General features: G+C 63.2%; 19 protein-coding genes and 1 other RNA gene. 8 read left to right on the top strand and 12 right to left on the bottom strand.

Annotated elements, in window-relative coordinates:
* Nucleotides 1-160: 160 nt before the first annotated feature.
* From ACCQ13_RS06435 to hrcA, 6 genes are all read right to left on the bottom strand, one after another.
* A complete protein-coding gene (locus ACCQ13_RS06435; RefSeq protein ID WP_159406853.1) occupies nt 161-1,288 on the bottom strand; it encodes a prephenate dehydrogenase in 1,128 nt (375 codons plus the stop codon).
* Nucleotides 1,285-2,193, bottom strand: a complete 909-nt coding sequence (gene pdxY, locus ACCQ13_RS06430; RefSeq protein WP_104601788.1) for a pyridoxal kinase — start codon at nt 2,191-2,193, stop codon at nt 1,285-1,287. Before pdxY ends, ACCQ13_RS06435 begins: the two co-directional genes overlap by 4 nt.
* A gap of 600 nt (nt 2,194-2,793) precedes the next feature.
* Nucleotides 2,794-3,921 (bottom strand): molecular chaperone DnaJ, encoded by a 1,128-nt coding sequence (gene dnaJ, locus ACCQ13_RS06425; protein WP_104601789.1) that lies wholly within the window; start codon nt 3,919-3,921, stop codon nt 2,794-2,796.
* Nucleotides 3,922-4,059: 138 nt separating this feature from the next.
* Nucleotides 4,060-5,988 (bottom strand): molecular chaperone DnaK, encoded by a 1,929-nt coding sequence (gene dnaK / locus ACCQ13_RS06420; RefSeq protein WP_104601790.1) that lies wholly within the window; start codon nt 5,986-5,988, stop codon nt 4,060-4,062.
* Between the two features lie 141 nt (nt 5,989-6,129).
* Nucleotides 6,130-6,648 carry a nucleotide exchange factor GrpE gene (gene grpE, locus ACCQ13_RS06415; protein WP_104601791.1) on the bottom strand — a complete coding sequence of 173 codons (519 nt, stop codon included), beginning with the start codon at nt 6,646-6,648 and terminating at the stop codon, nt 6,130-6,132.
* 100 nt (nt 6,649-6,748) lie between these two features.
* A complete protein-coding gene (gene hrcA / locus ACCQ13_RS06410; protein WP_167526998.1) occupies nt 6,749-7,780 on the bottom strand; it encodes a heat-inducible transcriptional repressor HrcA in 1,032 nt (343 codons plus the stop codon).
* Between the two features lie 139 nt (nt 7,781-7,919).
* On the opposite strand from hrcA, the gene recN reads away from it, so the two are divergent.
* Nucleotides 7,920-9,584, top strand: coding sequence for a DNA repair protein RecN (gene recN, locus ACCQ13_RS06405; protein ID WP_104601793.1), 1,665 nt, complete (start codon nt 7,920-7,922; stop codon nt 9,582-9,584).
* A gap of 991 nt (nt 9,585-10,575) precedes the next feature.
* Here recN and fur read toward each other — a convergent pair.
* Nucleotides 10,576-10,986, bottom strand: a complete 411-nt coding sequence (gene fur / locus ACCQ13_RS06400) for a ferric iron uptake transcriptional regulator (RefSeq protein ID WP_029221003.1) — start codon at nt 10,984-10,986, stop codon at nt 10,576-10,578.
* A gap of 104 nt (nt 10,987-11,090) precedes the next feature.
* Here fur and ACCQ13_RS06395 point away from each other — a divergent pair, with 104 nt between their 5' ends.
* The gene (locus ACCQ13_RS06395; protein WP_039403293.1) at nt 11,091-11,486 is read left to right on the top strand and encodes an outer membrane protein assembly factor BamE; all 396 of its coding nucleotides are present in this window, start codon (nt 11,091-11,093) and stop codon (nt 11,484-11,486) included.
* 237 nt (nt 11,487-11,723) lie between these two features.
* Here ACCQ13_RS06395 and ACCQ13_RS06390 read toward each other — a convergent pair whose 3' ends face one another.
* Complete coding sequence (locus ACCQ13_RS06390) at nt 11,724-11,993, bottom strand: RnfH family protein (RefSeq protein WP_159407938.1); 270 nt, start codon at nt 11,991-11,993, stop codon at nt 11,724-11,726.
* Between the two features lie 7 nt (nt 11,994-12,000).
* Nucleotides 12,001-12,432 (bottom strand): type II toxin-antitoxin system RatA family toxin, encoded by a 432-nt coding sequence (locus tag ACCQ13_RS06385; protein ID WP_104601795.1) that lies wholly within the window; start codon nt 12,430-12,432, stop codon nt 12,001-12,003.
* A 60-nt stretch (nt 12,433-12,492) separates the two neighbouring features.
* Here ACCQ13_RS06385 and smpB point away from each other — a divergent pair, with 60 nt between their 5' ends.
* Complete coding sequence (smpB, locus tag ACCQ13_RS06380) at nt 12,493-12,996, top strand: SsrA-binding protein SmpB (protein ID WP_029221007.1); 504 nt, start codon at nt 12,493-12,495, stop codon at nt 12,994-12,996.
* Nucleotides 12,997-13,135: 139 nt separating this feature from the next.
* Here smpB and ACCQ13_RS06375 read toward each other — a convergent pair whose 3' ends face one another.
* On the bottom strand, nt 13,136-15,574 hold the full coding sequence (locus tag ACCQ13_RS06375) for a S8 family serine peptidase (RefSeq protein WP_159406852.1): 2,439 nt from the start codon (nt 15,572-15,574) through the stop codon (nt 13,136-13,138).
* A gap of 133 nt (nt 15,575-15,707) precedes the next feature.
* Here ACCQ13_RS06375 and ssrA point away from each other — a divergent pair.
* The 4 genes from ssrA to ACCQ13_RS06355 all read left to right on the top strand — a co-directional run bounded on the left by ssrA (nt 15,708) and on the right by ACCQ13_RS06355 (nt 19,554).
* Nucleotides 15,708-16,104, top strand: a transfer-messenger RNA (tmRNA) gene (gene ssrA / locus ACCQ13_RS06370).
* 105 nt (nt 16,105-16,209) lie between these two features.
* Nucleotides 16,210-17,739 carry a site-specific integrase gene (locus tag ACCQ13_RS06365; protein WP_159406851.1) on the top strand — a complete coding sequence of 510 codons (1,530 nt, stop codon included), beginning with the start codon at nt 16,210-16,212 and terminating at the stop codon, nt 17,737-17,739.
* Between the two features lie 18 nt (nt 17,740-17,757).
* Nucleotides 17,758-18,174 (top strand): hypothetical protein, encoded by a 417-nt coding sequence (locus tag ACCQ13_RS06360; protein WP_146090380.1) that lies wholly within the window; start codon nt 17,758-17,760, stop codon nt 18,172-18,174.
* 261 nt (nt 18,175-18,435) lie between these two features.
* Complete coding sequence (locus ACCQ13_RS06355) at nt 18,436-19,554, top strand: ISL3 family transposase (protein WP_159406850.1); 1,119 nt, start codon at nt 18,436-18,438, stop codon at nt 19,552-19,554.
* 191 nt (nt 19,555-19,745) lie between these two features.
* On the opposite strand, the gene ACCQ13_RS06350 is transcribed toward ACCQ13_RS06355, so the two are convergent.
* Entirely contained in the window at nt 19,746-20,708 is a 963-nt protein-coding gene (locus tag ACCQ13_RS06350) for an IS1595 family transposase (RefSeq protein WP_159406849.1), read from the bottom strand.
* A gap of 12 nt (nt 20,709-20,720) precedes the next feature.
* Between ACCQ13_RS06350 and ACCQ13_RS06345 the strand changes: the two genes are divergently transcribed.
* The gene (locus ACCQ13_RS06345; protein WP_223214415.1) at nt 20,721-21,002 is read left to right on the top strand and encodes a DUF6216 family protein; all 282 of its coding nucleotides are present in this window, start codon (nt 20,721-20,723) and stop codon (nt 21,000-21,002) included.
* A gap of 70 nt (nt 21,003-21,072) precedes the next feature.
* On the opposite strand, the gene ACCQ13_RS06340 is transcribed toward ACCQ13_RS06345, so the two are convergent.
* Nucleotides 21,073-21,786 carry a hypothetical protein gene (locus tag ACCQ13_RS06340; protein WP_223214414.1) on the bottom strand — a complete coding sequence of 238 codons (714 nt, stop codon included), beginning with the start codon at nt 21,784-21,786 and terminating at the stop codon, nt 21,073-21,075.
* Between the last annotated feature and the right edge of the window lie 9 nt (nt 21,787-21,795).

Raw genomic sequence — 21,795 nt, 5'->3', positions numbered from 1 at the left:
AGCTCTCCACGCCCTGATGATTGCCTGGTCATTTTTTGACCAACGCGATCGACGGCCTTGCCGGACAGGGGCCGTCGGCAGTTATCCACATGCTTGTGCAGGTTTCATCCACATCCGTTGTGGATGGAACACGTGCCTGTGTGCAATGCGCGCGCCACGCTCAGGCCTTGCGCTCCACACGCTCCAGCACACGCCCGATCCCGCTGTGGTCGATCTCGCTGGCTGCCCGCCTCAGCGCAGCAGGATCGCTATCGGGCTCGAATCCGATCCGGAAGTGCAGTTCACCCAGCGGCGTGCGCGAGGAGTGGATCGACGACAGGTTCACCGTGTGCCGTTCGAACACGTGCAGCAAGGCGCGTAGCGAACCTGGCCGGTCTTCAGGCAGGTAGACGCTCAAGGCCAGGGACTCGGTCAGGTCGGCCAACAGGTAGCCCAGCCGTTCGTAGGTGTAGTTGCCGGCAGCCAGGGTCTGCGGTTCTAGGGCCGCAGCAGTGTCGTCCAGAAAGCGGCGGCGGAACTGTACACGCGCCGCGTCATCGCCCTGCGCCACCAGCGCGCGCAACTGCTGCAATTGCGCCAGCAGCCGGTCCAGCATCTCGCCAACGTAGGGGTTGCCGAACTGGATGTCTTCGTAGATCGCCGGATTGAGCGAGAGGATGCGCGCGATGACCGCAGTGTCCAGCTCGAACGCGGCCGAGCGGTAGGGCATCAGCGCCTGCAGCTCGCCCAGCAGCGGCGCGTAGTCGCGCAAGGTGCCGGCTTGCGCCAGGTGGGTGGCGTGCACCATCGCCTGTACCAGCGCCATCACCCGGTCGTGGTGTTCGGCAGTCGCGTAGACGCACTCGGCCTGCAAGGCGGTGCACAACGCCTGCACCCACGGCGTCCAGTGCTGCAGGCGCGCCTGGCAGACCACCAACACCCGGCCCTTCAAGGTCGGCGACTTGGGCGGTGCGGTCATGGGATGCAGGCCGACCACCTCGGCCGAGGACACCAGCATCGCCGCCACCGGCGCCTGCTTGATCGAAGTGACGTCCATCCACAGTTGCGAGACCGCGCGCGGGCCGGCCAGCGCGACATAGCGCTGAATCAACACGGCCGTGTGGCGGATGGGTGCGGCAAAGATCAGTACATCTGCCTGCTGCGCCAGCGTGGCCTCGTCCATGCTACCGGCATCGGCAGGATCAAAGCCAATCACCTGCAGCTGCATACGCGTGCGCAGGAACTGCCCCAGCCATCGCCCGTAGGCACCGGCACTGCCGACGATCCCGACGACCGGTTGGGCGATCATGCCAGGCGCTCGACGGCGAAGCGTGGCGATGCGGCGAGTGCGGCCGGGGCGGCGGCAAGCACATCGAACTCTTCATGCCCTGCAGCCAGGGTCGCTTCCAGGGCGCCATGCACACCACCAAGCGCATGGCCCACCGCCTGCTCGAACGGCAGGTCGCGCAGCAGGAATCCGATCAACAACGCCATCAACACGTCGCCGGTACCGGCGACATCCACCGGTAGGTGCGGGCTGGCCCAGCGATACACCGCCGTGTTGCTGACCGCCAGCGTCACCAGCTCGCCGGCACCGCCGGCCACGCTGTGTGCAAGCACCCAGTGTGGCCCGCGCGCGAGCAAGGCGCGGGCGGCCACGATGGCATCGTCCTGTTGCAGGCTGGGCAGGCCGGTCAAGCGTCCCAGTTCGAACGCATTGGGCGTCACCAGCCAGGCATGCGGCAGCAGGCGTTCGGCAAAGACCCGTTCCAATCCCGGCTCGACGTAGGGGCCGGTATGCGTATCGCCAATCACCGGATCCAGGCAGTAGCGCAGTTGCGGTGCCTGCGGCAGGGTCTGCTGCAGCCAGTCGGCAAACGCCTCGCCGTTGGCCAGGCTGCCGAAGTAGCCGGACACCAGCATGCGTGCGCGTTGCGGCAGGCCGCGTTCGGTGGCGCCGAGCAACAGATCCGCCAGCCAGTCGGCCGGCAGGATGCGGCCACGCAGCGTGGAATAGAACGGCGCATTGCTCAACAGCGTAGTGGGCACTTCGGCCACGCGCAGGCCAAGCGCGCGCAGTGGCGGCACCGCCGCACTGTTGCCGGCGTGGCCATAGACCAGCTGCGACTGCACCGAGATCACATCGATCGGCGAAGGACCCTCCGGGCGCTGGCGGCGACCGTGGACAAGGTGGCTATCGGTTGCATCGCTCATGGGAAACGCCGTCGTGAGAACAGGACGCCATTATCCGCCGCAACGCGTGAGCGCGTGACGTGACTGGAATGAGGCGACGTTGCGTGTTGCGCGCTGAAGTGGGTGCGCTCTTTTGAACGGCGCCGACGTTCGACTTGATCTGCTTTGCAAACGCGGCCGGACGCTTCAGCGCTGTGCGCATGACTTGCAGTCTTTTCGACGCCAACGGTGCCGCTTGCAAGCGGGCGTTGGGTTGACGATCGGTACGGCGTACCCTCATCCGCCCTTCGGGCACCTTCTCCCGGCGGGAGAAGGGAACAAGGCACATTTTCCCGGAGGGAGAAGGGAACAAGGCACCTTCTCCCGAAGAAGGCGAGCAAAGCCCCTCTCCCTGCGGGAGAGGGGTTGGGGTGAGGGTACGCGGCGAAGCCCACATGGACCCAGGCTTCAGCAGGCTTCGCGCATGCCCTCATCCGCCTCTAAGGAGCAGATTCTCTCCATGAAGGCGGCCAATATCCCGGCAGGAGAAGGATGTTGTTCTTCTGGCACGTCTTGCGACACCTGCTCCTGCAAGGAACAGGCACTTATGTCAGCAGCCTTGGTGACAAAAACAGACGTCGCTTACGAGGTCATCCTGTCCCAGAAGCCCTTGACGCCGTCGATGAAGGTCGCCGACTTGGGCGAATGCTTGCGGGCATCCTCACCGGTGAAGGTGGCCTCGAACTGCTGCAGCAGCTCGCGCTGGTCGGCGGTGAGGTTGACCGGCGTTTCCACCACCACGCGGCAATACAGATCGCCTTCGCTGCGGCTGCGCACCGAACGCACGCCCTTGCCGCGCAGGCGGAACAACTTGCCGGTCTGCGTTTCGGCCGGGATGCGGATTTCCGCTTCGCCACCCAGGGTCGCAACACGCACGGTATCGCCCAGCGCCGCCTGCGAAATACGGATCGGCACCTCGCAATGCAGATCGTCGCCGTCGCGCTGGAAGATCGCATGCTCGCGCACCCGCACTTCCACGTACAGATCGCCCGGCGGGGTGCCGGCCGGGCCGGCCTCGCCCTCGCCTGCCAGCCGGATGCGGTCGCCGGTATCCACCCCGGCAGGCACCTTGATCGACAGCACCTTGTTCTCTTCCACGCGACCGGCACCGTGGCAGACCTTGCATGGATTGCGGATCAGCGTGCCGCGCCCATCGCAATGCGGGCAGCTCTGCTGCATGGCGAAGATGCCACGCTGGATGCGCACCTGGCCGCGCCCATGACAGGTGCCGCAGGTCTCGACCTTGCCGTCTTCCGAGCCGCTGCCGTGGCAGGACGTGCATTCGATCAGGGTCGGGATCTCGATGCGTCGCTCGATGCCGGCGACGGCTTCTTCCAGATCCAGCTCCAATACGTAACCGACGTCGGCACCACGTCGCGCAGCGCGCGGACCGGCGGCGCCACCGCCAAAAATATTGCCGAAGATATCGCCAAAGATATCGCCCATGTCCGGGCCACCCGGCCCGCCGCCGCCCCCCATGCCGTGCTCGAACGCGGCATGGCCGTGCGCATCGTAGGCACGCCGCTTGTTGCCATCGGACAGCACTTCGTAGGCTTCCTTGCATTCCTTGAACGCCGCTTCGGCAGCCGCGTCACCAGGATTGCGATCGGGGTGGTGCTTCATCGCACAACGTCGATAAGCCTTCTTCAGCTCCTCGTCGCTGGCACCGCGGGCAACGCCCAGCACTTCGTAGTAATCGCGTTTGCTCATGACAGGGAATCGGGAATCGGGAGAAGGGAATCGTTCAAAGCGTACATCCTCAAATCAATCAGCGTTCGGTGGGGTCAGAACAGCGAAGGAGCGATGCCGTCGCATCGCTCCTCCGATTCTCTATTCCCTATTCCCGACTCACGCTTTCTTATCGTCCTTGACCTCGGTGAACTCGGCGTCCACCACGTCGTCGGCGGCCTTGGAGGTCTGCGCGTTGCCGCTGGCCGCATCGGCGTTACCGCCCTGCTCTGCTGCTGCCGCCGCCGCGTACAGCGACTGGCCGGCTTCTTCCAGAGTCTTGCTGCGTGCTTCGATCTGCGCCTTATCGTCGCCCTTCATGGCGGTTTCCAGGTCGGCCAGCGCCGCTTCCACCTTGCCGATCACATCGCCACCGACCTTGCTGCCATGCTCGGTGATCGCGGTGCGGGTGGCGTGGATCAGGCCATCGGCCTGGTTGCGGGTCTGCACCAGCTCCTGGAACTTCTTGTCTTCCTCGCGGTTGGCTTCCGCGTCGGCGACCATGCGTTGGATCTCTTCATCCGACAGGCCCGAACCGGCCTTGATCTCGACCTTCTGTTCCTTGTTGGTCTTCTTGTCCTTGGCCGAGACGTGCAGGATGCCGTTGGCGTCGATGTCGAAGGACACTTCCACTTGCGGCATGCCGCGCGGCGCCGGCTCGATGCCGGAAAGGTCGAACTTGGCCAGCGACTTGTTGAAGCGGGCCTGCTCGCGCTCACCCTGCAGCACATGCACGGTCACGGCCGACTGGTTGTCTTCGGCGGTGGAGAAGGTCTGCGAGGCCTTGGTCGGGATGGTGGTGTTCTTCTCGATGATCTTGGTGAACACCCCGCCCATGGTTTCGATACCCAGCGACAGCGGGGTCACGTCCAGCAGCAGCACGTCCTTGACGTCGCCGGCCAGCACGCCGCCCTGGATCGCGGCGCCCACGGCCACGGCTTCGTCCGGGTTGACGTCCTTGCGCGGTTCCTTGCCGAAGAAATCGGCAACCGCCTGCTGCACCTTCGGCATACGGGTCTGACCGCCGACCAGGATCACCTCGTTGATGTCGCTGGCGCGCAGGCCAGCGTCGTTCAGCGCGGTGCGGCACGGATCGATCGACTTCTTGACCAGATCTTCCACCAGCGCTTCGAGCTTGGCACGGGTCAACTTGATGTTGAGGTGCTTCGGACCTGAGGCATCGGCAGTGACGTACGGCAGGTTCACTTCGGTCTGCTGGCTGGTCGACAGCTCGATCTTGGCGCGCTCTGCGGCGTCCTTCAGGCGCTGCAGCGCCAACGGATCCTTGCGCAGGTCGATGCCCTGGTCCTTGTTGAATTCGTCAACCAGGTACTCGATGACGCGGTTGTCGAAGTCTTCGCCGCCCAGGAAGGTGTCGCCGTTGGTGGCCAGCACTTCGAACTGCTTCTCGCCATCGACCTCGGCGATCTCGATGATCGACACGTCGAAGGTGCCGCCGCCCAGGTCGTACACGGCGATCTTGCGGTCACCGCCGTTCTTGTCCAGGCCATAGGCCAGGGCTGCGGCGGTCGGCTCGTTGATGATGCGTTTGACGTCCAGACCGGCGATGCGGCCGGCATCCTTGGTGGCCTGGCGCTGGCTGTCGTTGAAGTACGCCGGCACCGTGATGACGGCCTCGGTGACCTTCTCGCCGAGGAAATCCTCGGCAGTCTTCTTCATCTTTTCCAGCACGCGCGCGGAAATTTCCTGCGGCGCCATGCGCTTGGCATCGCTGGTTTGCACCCAGGCGTCGCCGTTGTCGTGCGCCAGGATGCCGTACGGCACATGCGAGATATCCTTCTGTACTTCGGCGTCGGTGAACTTGCGGCCGATCAGGCGCTTCACCGCGTAGAAGGTGTTCTTCGGGTTGGTCACCGCCTGGCGCTTGGCCGAGGCACCAACCAGCACTTCACCGTCCTTGGTGTAGGCGACGATGGAGGGCGTGGTGCGGTCGCCCTCGGAATTTTCGATGACGCGGGCCTTGCCGCCGTCCATGATCGCCACGCACGAGTTCGTGGTGCCGAGGTCAATACCAATGATCTTGCCCATGGATACGCTCCTGATGAGTCTTTAGCTGTGTCCGGCGACGCCGGGTCTGGCTGAGATGTGGGGGTGGCGCGCAGGTGTTCAAGCCACCCGTGCGCATCTGTGTGTCATCCGTGCGCCTGGCAGTTCAGCCGGCGCGATCGGTCAATCGTGCTTGGCCACGACCACCAGGGCCGGGCGCAGCAGACGTTCGTTGAGCAGGTAGCCTTTCTGGAACACCTGCACGACGTGGCCGGGCGCAATGCCTTCGGCTTCGCCCTGGCTGATGGCCTGGTGCTGGTCCGGATTGAACGGCTGGCCAACCGGGTCGAGCAGGGTCAGGCCGTTGTCGGCGGCAACCTTGAGCAATTGCTTGTAGGTCATGTCCAGGCCATCGCGCAGCGGGCTGGGTTGGGTACCAGCCGCAGTCAGCCCGGCATCCAGGCTGTCGAACACCGGCAGCAACTCGCCCAGCAGCTTCTCGTTGGCGAACTTGCGGGCATTCTCCACGTCGCGCGCGATGCGCTTGCGCTGGTTCTCCAGGTCGGCGCGTTCGCGCAGGGCATCGGCCTTGACCAGGGCGATCTCGCTGCGCAGCGACTCGATCTCGGACTTGAGCGGATCGGTCTCGGGCAGGTTCTGGGACGGGTCTTCTGAATCGAATTCGGGGTGGTCTTGGTTCATGTGCAGTTCCCGGGCAAGCGGAACGCCCGCCCCAACGTCACCCCGTATATGGGCGCCGGGGCGCGTTTCAAGCGAAACCCATTGCCGCGATGGAGCGCGACTATCGCGCCCCGGCCGGCTCCATCGCCGCGCCCAGCACCTGGGCGGCGGTCTGCACCAGCGGAATCACCCGGTCGTAGGCCATGCGCTTGGGGCCGATGACCCCCAGCACGCCCAGTACCTGCCCGCCGGCGGTATACGGCGCGGTGACCAACGAGACGTCGTCCAGCGACAGCATGCCGGTCTCCTCGCCGATGAAGATGCGCACGCCCGGCGCCTGGATGGTGCGTTCGAGCAGCTGCAGGATCTCGCGCTTGCTGGCGAAGGCCTCGAACAGCTCGCGCAGCCTGTCCAGGTCCGACAGGTCCTGTACCCCCATCAACCGGGTCTGCCCGGCCATCACCATGTCGTCGGCCTCGGCCGGCACCAGCGCCTCGCTGGCCAGGTCCACACTGTGCTCCAGCAGCTGCTCCATCTGGTTCTTGGCCATGCGCAGCTCGCGCAGCAGGCTGGCGCGGATATCGGACAGCGCGCGCCCGGCGAACTGCGCATTGAGGTAATTGGCCACCCGCTCCAGCTCGGCCGGCTCGTAGGCGCGGCGCGGCTCGATCACCCGGTTCTGCACCTCGTTGTCGGCAAACACCAGGATCGCCAGCACCCGCCGCGCATCCAGGGACACGAAATCGATATGCCGGAACGCGAACTGCTCGCGCTTCGGGGCGCTGACCACCCCGACGAAATGGCTCATCGCCGACAGCATCTGCGAAGCGCTGCCCAGCAGCGACTGGGTTCCGTTGCCGCTGGCCAGCTCCGCGCGCAGCCGGCGCACTTCTTCTTCGCCCGGCGGCTGCATCTGCACCAGGCTATCGACGAACACCCGGTAGCCATGCGCGGTGGGCACCCGCCCGGCCGAGGTATGCGGGGAGCTGAGCAGCCCCACGTCTTCCAGATCGGCCAGGATGTTGCGGATGGTGGCCGGGCTCACGTCCAGCCCGGCGTGCTGGGCCAGGGTCTTGGACCCCACCGGCTCGCCGTCGCGGATGTAGCGCGCAATCAGCGTGCGCAGCAACTGGCGGGCGCGGGGGGCGAGCATTGGGGGCTGGGACGCGCGCATGGGATCATCCGGTGAGACTGGGCATAGATAATGTCTGGCCCCGGGGATGGCAAGCATCCGACTCCCTGCCCGCACCGTCAGGCCCTAAGCTTCCCCAACGCATTCACTCTCGACCCTCATGCTCACACACCTCTCGATCAAGGATTTCGCCGTCGTCCGCGCCACCGAACTGGAATTCGGGCCGGGCATGACCGTGGTGTCGGGCGAAACCGGCGCCGGCAAGTCGCTGATGGTGGACGCGCTGGGCTTCCTGTCCGGCCTGCGCGCCGACAGCGGCGTGGTGCGCCATGGCGCCGACCGCGCCGAACTGTCGGCCGAATTCCAGCTGCCGGCCGAGCATCCCGGCCTGGCCTGGCTGGCCGACAACGAGCTCGACGACGACGCCCAATGCCAGCTGCGCCGGATCATCCGCGCCGATGGCGGCTCGCGCGCCTGGATCAACGGCCGCCCGGTCACCTCCTCGCAACTGGCCGAGCTCGCGGCGCGGCTGGTGGAAATCCACGGCCAGCACGAACACCAGGCGCTGATGGCCCGCCATAGCCAGCTCGCCCTGCTCGACGCCTATGCACGCAACAGCGCCCAGCGCGAGCAGGTGCGCCAGGCCAGCCAGCGCTGGCAGGCGCTGCTGGACGAGCGTGATGCGCTGTCGGCACAGGGCGATGTCTCCGATCGTATCGGCTTTCTGGAACACCAGCTGGCCGAGCTGGAACGCGAAGACCTGGACCCAGCCGCGATTGCCGCGCTGGACGTCAACCACCGCCGCCAGGCCCATGCCACCGCCTTGATTAGCGCCTGCGACAGCGTGGCCCGGCAGCTCAACGGCGACGATGGCCCCTCGGCCCTGGGTCTATTGCAGGACAGCCGCCACGACCTGTCCCGCGTGGCCGAGCACGAACCGCGCCTGGGCGAGGTGGACGCGCTGCTGGACAGCGCCGTCATCCAGATCGAAGAAGCGCTGGCCCTGCTCGACCGCGTGCGCGACGACCTGGAGGCCGACCCCACCCAGTTCGAGGCGATGGAACGCCGCCTGGGCCGCCTGCACGACTTGGCCCGCAAGCACCGCGTTGCGCCGGACGAGCTGGCCGCGCACCGCGACCATCTGAGCGCCGAGGTCGAGAGCCTGCGTGGCGCCGACGAGCGCCTGCAGCAGCTGGACAAGCACATCGAGACGGCCACCGGTGTCTGGCGCAACGCGGCCGGGGTGCTCAGCGACAGTCGCAAGACCGCTGCCGAAGCCCTGTCAGCGGCCACCACCACGCTGATCGGCGAGCTGGGCATGGGCGGCGGCCAGTTCCTGATTCAGTTGCAACCCCAGGACACCCTGCGTCCAGACCCGAACGGCGCCGAGCGGGTGGAATTCCTGGTCGCCGCCAACGCCGGGCAGCCGCCGCGCGCGCTGCGCAAGGTGGCCTCCGGTGGCGAGCTGTCGCGCATTTCGCTGGCCATCGAAGTGGCCGCGCTTGGCCTGGACAGCGTGCCGACCATGGTGTTCGACGAAGTGGATTCGGGCATCGGCGGCGCGGTGGCCGATATCGTCGGGCAGAAGCTGCGCGCGCTGGGCGAGGAGCGCCAGGTGCTGTGTGTCACCCACCTGCCGCAGGTCGCGGCCAAGGGCCACGCGCACTACCGGGTCAGCAAGGCGCCGGTGGACGGCATGACCCAGAGCGCCGTGGAACTGCTCGGCCCGCAGGCCCGCCAGGAAGAGCTGGCACGCATGCTGGGCGGCGTGGAAGTCAGCAAGGAAGCCCGCGCGGCGGCGCGCAAGCTGCTGCAGAGCGCCTGAGCGCAGCGAGCAGCTTGCAAATTCAGGGCCCCCGTTCCCTCCCGTGCTGACGAAGCTCCCTTCCCCCGCCCGCGGGAGGAAGGTGCCCGAAGGGCGGATGGGGGCAACATCGCTGCGACACGACCACCACAGGCGCGACAAGCGCAAACGGTGTTGCCCCTCATCCGGCGCTGCGCGCCACCTTCTCCCGCCAGCGGGAGAAGCGATGCCTGGCTGCGCGTGATCTCTCGATGGCACTACAACTGACCACCCAGCGCTCCCTTCCCCAGCCTGCGGGGGAAGGTGCCCGAAGGGCGGATGGGGGCAACACCGCTGCGACACGACCACCACAGGCGCGACAAGCGCAAACGGTGTTGCCCCTCATCCGGCGCTGCGCGCCACCTTCTCCCGCCAGCGGGAGAAGCGATGCCTGGCTGCGCGTGATCTCTCGATGGCACTGCGACTGACCACCCACCGCTCCCTTCCCCAGCCTGCGGGGGAAGCTGCCCGAAGGGCGGATGGGGGCAACATCGCTGCGACACGACCACCACGGGCGCGACAAGCGCAAATGGTGTTGCCCTCATCCGGTGCTGCGCGCCACCTTCTCCCGCCAGCGGGAGAAGCGATGCCTGGCTGCGCGTGATCTCTCGATTGCACTGCGACTGACCACCCACCGCTCCCTTCCCCAGCCTGCGGGGGAAGCTGCCCGAAGGGCGGATGGGGGCAACATCGCTGCGACACGACCACCACGGGCGCGACAAGCGCAAATGGTGTTGCCCTCATCCGGTGCTGCGCGCCACCTTCTCCCGCCAGCGGGAGAAGCGATGCCTGGCTGCGCGTGATCTCTCGATGGCACTGCAACTGACCACCCACCGCTCACTTCCCCCGCCTGCGGGGGAAGGTGCCCGAAGGGCGGATGGGGGCATGGGCCTGCAGCACACCCACCAACACGCCCCAGAACGCACAAGGCGGCCGAAGCCGCCTTGTCGTTCGTATTGGCGATGTAGCGCGCTCAGCGCTGGCGCTTTTTGCGCACGTAAAGCACCAGCGAATGCTCTTCCAGCTCGTAGCCGTGCTTGGCGGCGATCTGCCGCTGCAATGCCTCGATCTCCTCGCTTTCGAACTCGATCACATGGCCGGTATCCACATCCACCATATGGTCGTGGTGGCCACCGCGGTCCAGCTCGTACACCGCCTGGCCGCCCTCGAAATTGTGCTTGAGCACCAGGCCGGCGGCCTCGAACTGGGTCAGCACGCGGTAGACCGTGGCCAGCCCGATCTCGTCGCCGTGGTCGAGCAGCTGGCGATAGATATCTTCTGCGCTGAGGTGGTGCTGGTTGCTCTTCTGTTCCAGCAGCTCCAGGATCCGCATCCGCGGATGGGTCACCTTCAGCCCGACTTTGCGCAGGTCGTGGGTTTCCATGGGTTCTCCGTTCATTGGCAATTTAGCGCCAGCTGCCTTCAAACGGGTCGCGGCGACCGGCAGAAGTGTATCATCGGCATGATTTCCTAAGCACTTACTCCCCGATGCGCAATCTCCTGCTGGTCGCCGCCATTGCCTTGTCCACCGCTGGCTGCGGCATCATCTACAAGCAGCCGATCTACCAGGGCAACCTGATCAAGCAGAACGCCGTGGAGCAACTGCAGGTAGGCCAGAGCAAGCAGCAGGTCAGTGCATTGCTGGGCACCCCGTCGATCCCCGACCCATTCCACGCGCAGCGCTGGGACTACACCTCCACCCAGCGGGTGGATCGCCTGGCGCATACCGAGGTCAAGAACTTCACCGTGTTCTTCGAGAACGACCAGGTCACGCGCTGGGAGGGCGACTATTTCCCGTCGCAGGACGAGCAGCTGGCCAAGTCGGCACCCAAGCAGTTCGGCCGCAATCTGGCACGCGACAAGAAGAAGCAGCGCGGCCGTTGATGCGTTCGGTCAGGGGTCGCTCGACGCCTGGCCGCAGACACTCGGGCTTCTAGCGAACCTTCGCGGCTCGCCGCCCAGAGGCCGGTCACCACGGCTCATCAGACGCGTTGTCGCAGCTGCCGAAGGCCAGTGCAGGTTCGCTGCCAGCTGGGCCTGGCACTCAGCACGCGGCTCTCGGTGACCGAGCTGATCGGCAACGGCAGCCGGGATATTGCAGCCACCAGATGGCTTGGGGCGCTACCCGCCCACCCGCTTGCCCGGCCCGGCACGCCGACGGCGCGCCTCCTTCGGATCCAGCAAGAGCGGCCTGAGCAACTCCACCCGGTCGCCGTCGCGCAGGACCTGCGGCGGCTGCGTCACCTGGCCGTGGATGGCCAGCGCCGCAGGCTGAATCTCCTGCAACAGACCGGATGCTGCAACCGCCTCGGCCACCGTGGCACCTTCGGGCAGCGCGAGCTGCACCACGCTGTAGCGGTCCGGCCAGGCCAGCACCACCTCGACCCGCACGGTCACTTCACACGTCGCCGCGGTCGGCAACCCGCACGAAATCGTTGACCATGCGATCGGCCAGGCCCTGAAACCCCAGCGCCAGCGCCGGCCCCAGCAAGCGCGCGCTGGTCTCCACTTCCAGGGTCAGGCTCACCTTGCAGGCGTTTTCGCCCAGCGCCTGGAATTCCCACAGGCCTTCCAGGCGCTTGAACGGCCCGTCGCGCAGGTGCATCGCAATGCGTTCGGGGCGTTCGAGGACGTTCTCGGTGGTGAACCAGGTACGGAACGTGCCCAGCCCCAAGTCCAGCCGCGCCACGGTATGCGCCTGATCCTGCTCGATCACATGGGCGGCATCGCACCAGCCAAAGCGGCGCGGATAGGCGGCGACATCATTGACCAGATCGAACATGCGGGAGGCGCTGTGTTCGACCAGGGCGCTACGACGGATGGTAGGCATTCGCTAACTTGTGAAAGACGGAAGATCGTTTGACGACACCGAATCGGCGACAATGGCGTCATGAGCAAGAAACCATCCAAGGATAAAGCAAACGGCGCGAAGGCCACGAAAACCATCGCGTTGAACAAGCGTGCGCGCCACGAATACCACCTGGAAGAACGCTACGAGGCCGGTCTGGCGCTGCAGGGCTGGGAGGTCAAGGCGATCCGCGCCGGTCGCGCCAACATCGTCGATGGCTATGCGTACGTGCGCTCCGGAGAGATCTACCTGATCGGCGCGCAGATCACCCCGCTGATCCAGGCCTCCACCCACACCGTGCCGGTAGAACGCCGCGACCGCAAGCTGCTGCTGCACCGGAACGAGATCGACAAGGTGCTCACCCGGGTCGAGCGCGAGGGCTATACCCTGGTACCCACCGCGCTGTACTGGAGCAGCAACAAGGTCAAGCTGGAGATCGCCCTGGCCAAGGGCAAGCAGAACCACGACAAGCGCGACGCCGCCAAGGACCGCGACTGGCAGCGCGACAAGCAGCGCGTGATGCGGCGGCATAATCGCGATGCGTGAATCGGGAATCGGGAATCGGGAATCGGGAATCGGGAATCGTAAAAGCTTGGCTGGTCGGGCGGTGCTGTATCCAGCCTGACGGCAACTCAGCTCAAACAGCCGCTGCTCCTGCGATTCCCCATTCCCGATTCCCGATTCCTCACGTCGCCCCAAGCATGCGCATCAAATTCGGCACTCCCCTGCCCTGCACATAGCGATCGCGTTGCAGGTCGGTGCTGGTGTCCAGCAGCAGTTGCTTGACCCGGTCCGGGAAGCCGATGAACTCGCGGCGTGCCGACAGAAAGCCGGCCAGCACGCCGGAGACGTGCGGTGCGGCCATGCTGGTGCCGCTCATTTCCACCATTAGGCTGGCAAGATCCTTCGGGTCGAAGTCGTAGTAGGCCGAGACGATCTTCTCGCCCGGCGCCACGACGTCGGGCTTGCTGCGACCATCGGCAGTGGGGCCGCGCGATGAGAAATACGACACCCCGTAGTTGTGCGGGCTACTCTTGTGCACCGAGCCCACCACGATCGCTTCTTCGAGATTACCTGGGTCGCTGATCGACAGATCCATGTTGGCCGGGTAGACGCCGCCGTCGTTCTGCATCAGCCAGGTCAGGCCCTCGTTGCCGGCCGCCACCACCACCAGCACACCCTGCCGCCACAGCCGGCGCAGTTCGTTGCACAGCGGCGTGAAGCCGCAGCCGTAGCTTTCCGGGTCGAAGCAGCCACCCAGACTCAGGTTGACCCCGTGGATCACCAATTCGCCAGCACGTTCGTTGATCGCGGCCACCTGTTGCACCGCTTTTATCATCCACGAATCGCGGCCGTTTCCGGCATCGTCAAGCACCTTGAAGCCATACAGGCGCGTGTCCGGCGCCATGCCGGCAAACTCCAGCGGGCTACCGGGATTGCCTTGCGCGTCGGGAATCGAAGCATGGCAGTGGCCGGCGATGATGCCGGCGATGTGGGTGCCGTGCCCATGCCGATCGAGCCGGGCAAACGCCTGACCATCGGCACGCGTGAGTTGCCTGGGCGCGCCACGCCGCGTGCAATCCCACTGCGCCACCACGTTGTCGCGCTGGCCCTTGACGTAGAAATGCGGGTGACTGGCCACGATGCCGGTATCCAGCACCGCCCACCCGATCTGCTGCCCGCGCGCCCGATACGCGGTGCGCGCCGCATCGGCGTGCAGCACGTTACCGGAGACATGGATCAGCGCACGCTTGCCGGCATCGCGCCAGACCCGACGAAAGCCCAGCGCGCGGTAGCGGTCCTGCAACGACTCGATCTCGTAGCGCGTCAGCCGTGCCGAGACGAAACGCTGCAAGCCGTCTTCCAGTTCGATCGCCTCGTCCAGCGCCTCGCCCTTCAATCCGGTGCTGTGCGCGGCGACCTGCCGCAACTGGCTCAGCAACTGGGCGCGCACGCCGTCCGGGTCCATGCCCAGCACTCGCCGATCCAGCTCGATCAACACTTCATGCCGATACTCCGCACTGTGTGCCTCGAGCTGCTCGCTGAGATCCTTGATCAGCACCGCATTGGACACCGGCTGGTCGAAACCGACGCCGACCGCCTGGCGCACCGCCGCACGCACCTGCGGAATCGACAGATAGCCCGAGCCCGAATGCGGGTTGTCCTGCCAATCCGGATTCAGGCGCGCCGCGGCCAGATTTTCAAAGCGCCCCTTGGCATTGCTGATGTCGTCGGTGAGATCGGGGTCCAGCGCGATCGGGTCACGGGTGTCGGCCACATTGACCCAACGCTGCACGCATGCGGGAAACGGCAGTTTGCGGGTGCCGGTCCAGCGCTTGAACATGCTGCGCACCTGCGGCAACCCCAGCGGTGACCCCACGCTCAAGAACAGCGTCACCTCGCACTCAGCTGCCTGCAGTTGCCGCAGTACGTCGTAGGCGATCATCGAACCCTGGCTGTGCGCAACCACCACGAACGGCCCGCCACCGGCACGCAACCGCTGGGCCAGGCTTTCGCGCATCAGCGCCGCACGTTCGGGCACAAAGAACAGGTCATGCACATCCTGCAGCAGCGCGGCGGAGATCAGCCGCAGCAGCACCCGGTTGATGGCATCGATCGGCCCCTTGGCCTGCACGCTGCCCGGCGCGCCGGCGCCCTCCAGCTCGTCCAGCAGGCGGTGCAGATCCGCACGTTCCTGTGCGTTCTTGGCCAACGCGTCGGCCAGCAGATGCAGGTCCTGCGCGCCCGGCACCAACCCCAGGGTGCTCAACGCCCGTTGCACGCTCTGGTTCAGCGCCGGCCCGACATCGCGGCTGTCGCAACTGCCTGGCTCGGGCACCGGATAGCGTTCGCGGTTGACCCAGTAGGCCATGCGCGTGCGCTCGCCCATCGGCCGCCCGAACAAGGCCTTGTCCCACTGGCACCGCAGCACGTCGGCCGGCGGCTTGTTACCGATACCGTGGATGTAGATCACCGTGCGCGCCTTGCCTTGCACGCGGGTGGTGGCGGCCTGCGCCTCATCCGCAGGTTGCCGGACCTCGCGCTTCCGCCGCGCCGGTGACTTTTCTGTCTTGCCCCGCGCCACGCGCGCCGGCCGAGGACGTGAGGGCTTGCCTGTCGCCATTGCTTCGCTCCTTCGCTTGCGGACCATTCCGTTGGGTCCGGACTGAAGCCACTGTAAGCGCTGGAGATCTCACCCCTTGTGACAGGCCGCGCCGATCCCTACACTGACCGGGTCAGCGTTTGATGCTTTCCCCGGGGGTGCACTGGTTTCGACGGGGGTCGCGAAGTCGCTTGGCGCATGCCGAGGGGGCAGCTTTCCTCGTTAATCCAGCAGCAAACTTTTAGTTGCCAACGACGACAACTACGGTTCGGACTTCGCTATCGCCGCTTAATTGGCTTTAGTTGTAGTTCTACAGCCGCCTAAGGCGAACCCCCGAAACTACTTGTGCCCGTGCTCGTAGATGTAGGGTCATTATCACGGAACCGCCGGTAGTGGCTGCCTGTCAGCTGCCGGTTAGATCAAGCAGGCTGGTTCTCAGGTGCGCTTTGCCCGCCGTGCTGCCTGGGGACGAGATCTAACGGAGGGATAAGCATGTAGTGCCGGGGATGGAGTGCTTCCGGACGGCGGTTCGATTCCGCCCACCTCCACCATTCTCGCCTTGAAGTTTACGCTAAGTGCGTTGATTTTTCAAGGTTTTTTGGTGAAATGACGAGCCTCAAACGATGCCCTTCAAAGGTATCGTTTGAGGTATCGTTTTGCCCAAACCCTTCTTATTGAAGCGCCCGAGCGGCCTCTACGCCCGCTTCCTTGTGCCCGTCGATCTGCGCGAGCGTGTGGGCTCTCGCTTCCTCGTGCGCGCTCTGCCTGGTCGTGGTGACACCGCGCGACTGGCCGCCGCTCAAATGGCCGTGTCACTATCAGAGTTGTTTGCGACCGCACGCAGGGGGGCGGCGATGACCGATGACATGTTCAAGAAAGCGCTTGCTGCGCTCCAAGGGAACGCCACGCGCCCCTACACGATCAGGACCGGTAGCGGTGGCTTGGAGCTGTCAGCCGACGGCCCCGAGGACCACGCGCGCTTGATGGAAGCGTTGAGGGCAATTCCCAACATGCCCGCGCCCGTCGCCAAGCCCGACAGCCCTATGTTGTCCGAACGCGCAGCCATCCACATCGGCGAGATGAAGCGCGTAGGCCGAAGCTCGAAAAATGTGCTTGACACCGAGCACACGCTTTCTCTCTTCGTCGCCCTGGTCGGTGACAAGCCTGTCCAAGACTACAAGCCCGACGATGTGCGCGCTTTTTTGAAAGCCATTGAGAGCTACCCGAGCAACGCGTCAAAGATGGCTGTATTCGCCAACCTTGCGCCCATTGATATCTTGAAGAAAGCGCAAGCGGGCGACTACGCCAAGCTCAGCATGCGCACGAAGGAAAAGCACCGCGACCGCGTAGCGGCATTTTTCAACGCGTTAGCCAATGAAGACCTAATCAGCAAAGCACCGCACAAGGCCATCATCAACCGCTCAAAGGCTGTGACCGATGAGCCAAGCCGTGAGCCGTTTAGTCAAGCCGAGCTTGCCGCTTTATTCGATCCAGAGGCGTTCACGACCTGGGCAAGCAAATATCCGCATCGCTGGTTTGGCACGCTTTTAGGGCTTGCCACGGGCGCCCGAGTTAATGAAATTGGACAGCTTTATACGGACGACATTTCAAAAGTCGCAGGGCAATGGGGTGTTCACTACCGTGTGACTCGCCCCGACCAGCGTTTGAAAAATCCACACTCATCGCGCTTTGTGCCCTTGCCAACTAAACTCATTGACGCAGGATTTTTGACTTATCTTGAAGAAGTCAAAGCGGCCGGGCATGAGCGGATTTTTCCTCACCTACCGTTTTCGAAAGACAACGGCTATGGCGACGCCCTCGGCGATCAGTTCAGAGCCTATGCAATCAAGCAGGGACTGACTCAGCGCCTTAAAAGCTTCCATTGTTTCCGCCACACGCTTTCTAATTCTCTCATCAATGAGCACGGGGTTTCGCCCCTTATTTCCCAGCAAATTACGGGGCATGAGCTGACTTTGCCAGCTGGATTGAAACACTATGTGGATCCGCCGTCCATTCCAGCAAGGCATAGAGCACTTGAATTGTTTGGCCCACCTATCGCCCTACCTGCATACCTCGCTGGGCAATTCGACCAATCGTTCAAAAGAGTAAAGAGAATGGAAACAAGGAGAAAGGTCGCAGCCCAAAAATCCAAGAAGATGCCCAATTCAACGGGCTGGCAAAATTAAACTTAATGGACTGAGATAGTGATCGATTTTATTTCCAACTTCTTCGCTAGAAAAAATGCGGCAGGGTCGATTGCAACGCTATTGGAATTCCAACAGGCGGTTGGCCGATTTCATGGAAACCCTTACATCTTCGCTCAATACATTGTTGATAACTGCTGGAATCACAATAAAGAAACATTCCGCCAATCCAAGGGCATCAAAGCAAACCACTTAACAATTATTGCCATGTCACTTGCATGGGGAATTTCGAAGACAGATCTGAAAGATCCAAATATCGAGGCTCTACTGACATGCTTAAAAACTGCCATTGATGAGGCGCGGAGAAGTCGAAATAAATCTATTGATTTGGATATCAATCTCGTAAATATGTGCGAAAGAATTCGCAATGAAACAATCCAGCTCATAACGGAAACGCAGCTTAAAGACTCAGTATAAAAATTCAGGCTCATCGCGGATTCGTGTGGGTGCCTTGAGGCCCCTGAATCTGCGTTGAGCCTTGGAAACAGGCCCTTTCCACCGTCCCAGAAGGTGGTACATCCTGTGCTGACTTCTTGACGCGGTGTTCTGCATGAAAACGGGCCGTCGGCTGAGTGAGTTGTTTTCCTTCCCTGGCTTCGCGGCGGAGTCCACGCTCAAGGGCGTGTTCGGCGCCCCGAAGGCGCGGATCGTGACCTTGCGGCGCCGAAAAAAACGGCCGTGTGTTCCAACTGTGGCCATCGGTGTCGCAGCCGCTACGACAAGCGCCTGTGCCGCGCCCGCGACTTGCGGGCGGCCGGCTGGATGCTGTTCGTGGAGTTCGAGCGCTGGCGGGTCGATTGCCCGGGGTGCGGCGGCGTGCACGTAGAGCGGCTGGACTGGCTGGCCAAGAATCCGCGCTACACCGAGCGATTCGCCCTACATGTGGGCAATCTGTGCCGAAGCATGACGCACAAGGCCGTGGCTGAGCTGGAGCGCCTGCACGACAGCACGGTCAAGGAGCTGTCCAAGCTGTACATGGCCGAGCAGGTGCGCCGGGCGGGGACGCCGGCGCCGCGCGCCATCGGCATCGACGAGATCGCGATCCACAAGGGCCATGACTACCGCGTTGTGGTCAGCGATCTGGAGCGCGGCCGACCGATCTGGTTCGGCGGCAGTGGGCGCACCGAGGCGGACATCGACCAGTTCTTCGCCGAATTGGGCCCAAAACGTAGCGCCGGCATCGACGTGGCGGTGATGGACATGTGGCGGCCGTTTCGCAACTCGGTGGGCAAGAACGCGCCCAACGCCAGCATCGTGTTCGACAAATTCCACATCATGCGCCACCTGTCCGACGCGCTCGATCAGGTGCGGCGCGACGAGTACAAGCGCCTTCAAGGCCAGGATCGCAGTTACATCAAGGGCCAGCGTTACACCCTGCTGAGCAATCGCGAAAACCTTACCCTGGACGGTCGAAAGGCGCTCGCCAAGTTGCTGGCGACCAACAAACGTCTGAACACGGCGTACCTGCTGAAAGAGTCCTTCGGGCAGCTGTGGAGCTACCGCACCGAGCGAGGTGCACGGGAGTTCTTCGAGCGCTGGAAGCAGAGTCTGCGCTGGCAGCGGCTTGCGCCCTACCAGACGTTCGTGGGGATGATCGAGCGGCACTGGGACGGCATCGCGGCGTACTGCAGGCCGGAGAACAAGGTCAGCCTCGGCCTGGTGGAAGGGCTCAACAACAAGATCCGGGTCATCCAGCGCAGCGCCTACGGCTATCGCGACGAGGAGTTCCTGAGGCTCAAGATCATCGCCAGCTTCCTGCCCGCGCTACCCGAAAATGCTCGATTGCACCCACAGTGATCCGCGAAGACCCAAAAGAAACACATACCAGGATCTTCATCTCTGAAGCAGAGGCAAGAACACAAGGACTTTTCTCTGTTGGAAGCGACACATTGACACTTGAACAGTGCAAAAGCCCTGTTCAAAAACAGACCATCCCTCAAACATTCGACCCACGAGACCTTAAAATTCTTCCTGATTAGCCCCATCCCTCAGCCAAGAAAGTTGCTTGCCATGCGCAAAACTCGCTCTGGGCAAGGCTTGCAGCGCATCAGCGCCGTCGCCAGTCGCGGCAGCATCTGTTCCAGACGAAATCTGCGGTTGAATCGATAAGCTGCTTCGGCCAGGTAGCGCCGCGCATACTTGGCTTGGCGCACCGCATGGTAGGTGCCGCTGATGGCACGTTTGACGTTGGCCAGCACCACATTCAACCAACGTGCTCCCTGGACTTCGGTTGCGGCACGACCACCGCCGGTATCGAGGGTGGTGTGGGCATGCCCAGCCTCCTCCAGACGGCGAAAGCAAGCCAATCCGTCGCTGTAAACTTCGCATTCCGGCTCCAGACGCCGTTCGATCCAGTCCTTCAGCGAGGCGTTGTCAAAAGCCTTCACCGGCTCGATCACCGCAAAGGTAGGATGTTCATTGTTCTGGTCCACTTGCACTGCGATCACGAACGGCTGTTTGTTCTCCGAGCCTCGTCCGCGCTTGCCTCCGGTGCGTTCGCCGCCAAGGTACGCGTCATCGATTTGCACAAATCCGCTGAGTTTTCGCGGTTCTTCGCGCTCGACCATCGCCTGCATGATCTTGTGCTTCATGCGCCAGGCCGCCTTGTAGTTCACTCCAAGATGCCGCTTCAACTCCAGCGCCGCCAGGTTGGTCTTGCTGGATGTCGGCAGGTAGATCGCCTGCATCCACAAGCGCAAGGGCAGCTTGCTGGACTGAAACAGCGTGCCAGCACGCAAGGTGGTCTGATGCCGGCACGCACGGCACTGGTAGTACACCTGCCCATCGCGTCGAAAGCGCGAGCGCGCGCGGCCTTCGCATTGCGGGCAGCGAAATCCATTCGGCCAGCGCCACCGATACAAGGCCCGATAACACTTGGCTTCGGTTCCGTAACGATCCACGAACTCTGTCATCGACAATCCAGGCTGAAACTGCACGATGTTGATACCCATGCCCCACCTCCGTTGCCTTCAAGTGGGGCCATTGTCCAGCCGACCCGTCGCAAATCCTGCAACTACCGGCTGAGGAATGGGGCTAATCAGGAAATTCTTTGCCAGGTCTGGACTGATCCCGCTCTAAAAACCCATCTTGCAAAAGAAGTGCCTAAGCAACGAGTTGTTTCACTGGCAGGCTTTCTTTTCGCATTGTGGTGCGCCTGGCAGTTCTACACAGTATTCAGAGAGCTTCTCTCAGCGAACATGCTCAAAGCCATCCTTGACGAACGCCAGATAAGCGCAAATGCGTAGTATCACAACTTAAACTCACACAGAAATGAGGAGGCGAAACCTCCTCATTTCTGTTTATTCGTTAAACCATTTACTCAACAGGCCTTGGAGACGGACGTTGATATTTTGAGAATGTTTTATAAAGCGAAGCTGCACGCTCATCAGCAGCCACACTTTCGACGCTACTCAACCCTCTCAGAGCAATGTCAGCAGACGCTTTGCCATCGCCCAACAGATAGGCCAGGCGTAGATACGCGGCACTATCGATCAGGTTTTTATCTTTTGTCTCGCTGGCATAGATATCCGATAGACCATAATACGAATACAAGTTTCCAGAGGATGCTGCATTCCTCAAAATGCCAAGCCCCTCCTGGAAGTGGCCACTCGTTGCCGTTTTCTTTCCATAGATGACAGTTGCGGCCTTGTTGCCTGCCTGCGACTCTGCTTTCAGCTGATCCAAAGACAGTTTGTCCAGTCGTGCAAGTTCGGCCTCAGTCGGATAGCCGTTAGACAAAAGCCACTTTGCCTCGGCATCCGAGTTAGCCACCAGCGGGCCACTTGCCTTGCAGGCACTCCCGCCACCTTGACACAAATACTGCTTAGCATCTTGCACGCCGCTAGGCTGTTCTAGCTTTGCCGTCTGCTGCGCTCCATTCACAGCTGCGCTGTGGTCGGGATTTGCCGTCGCAGACGTTTCAGCCTGCGAAGCCGCTGTATTGGTGTCTTCCGCTGGCTTGTCGGCTTTTCCACACGCAGCAAGCGCGCCGGAAAGCAGTGCCATGGACAAGATCATTTTGGCTTTCATAGTTCTATC

Source organism: Xanthomonas sp. NCPPB 1638, assembly GCF_041475635.2.
Taxonomy (GTDB): Bacteria; Pseudomonadota; Gammaproteobacteria; order Xanthomonadales; family Xanthomonadaceae; genus Xanthomonas; species Xanthomonas cucurbitae.
Note: the sequence above shows the minus strand (reverse complement) of the source record. Positions and strands in the feature narration are given on the sequence as shown.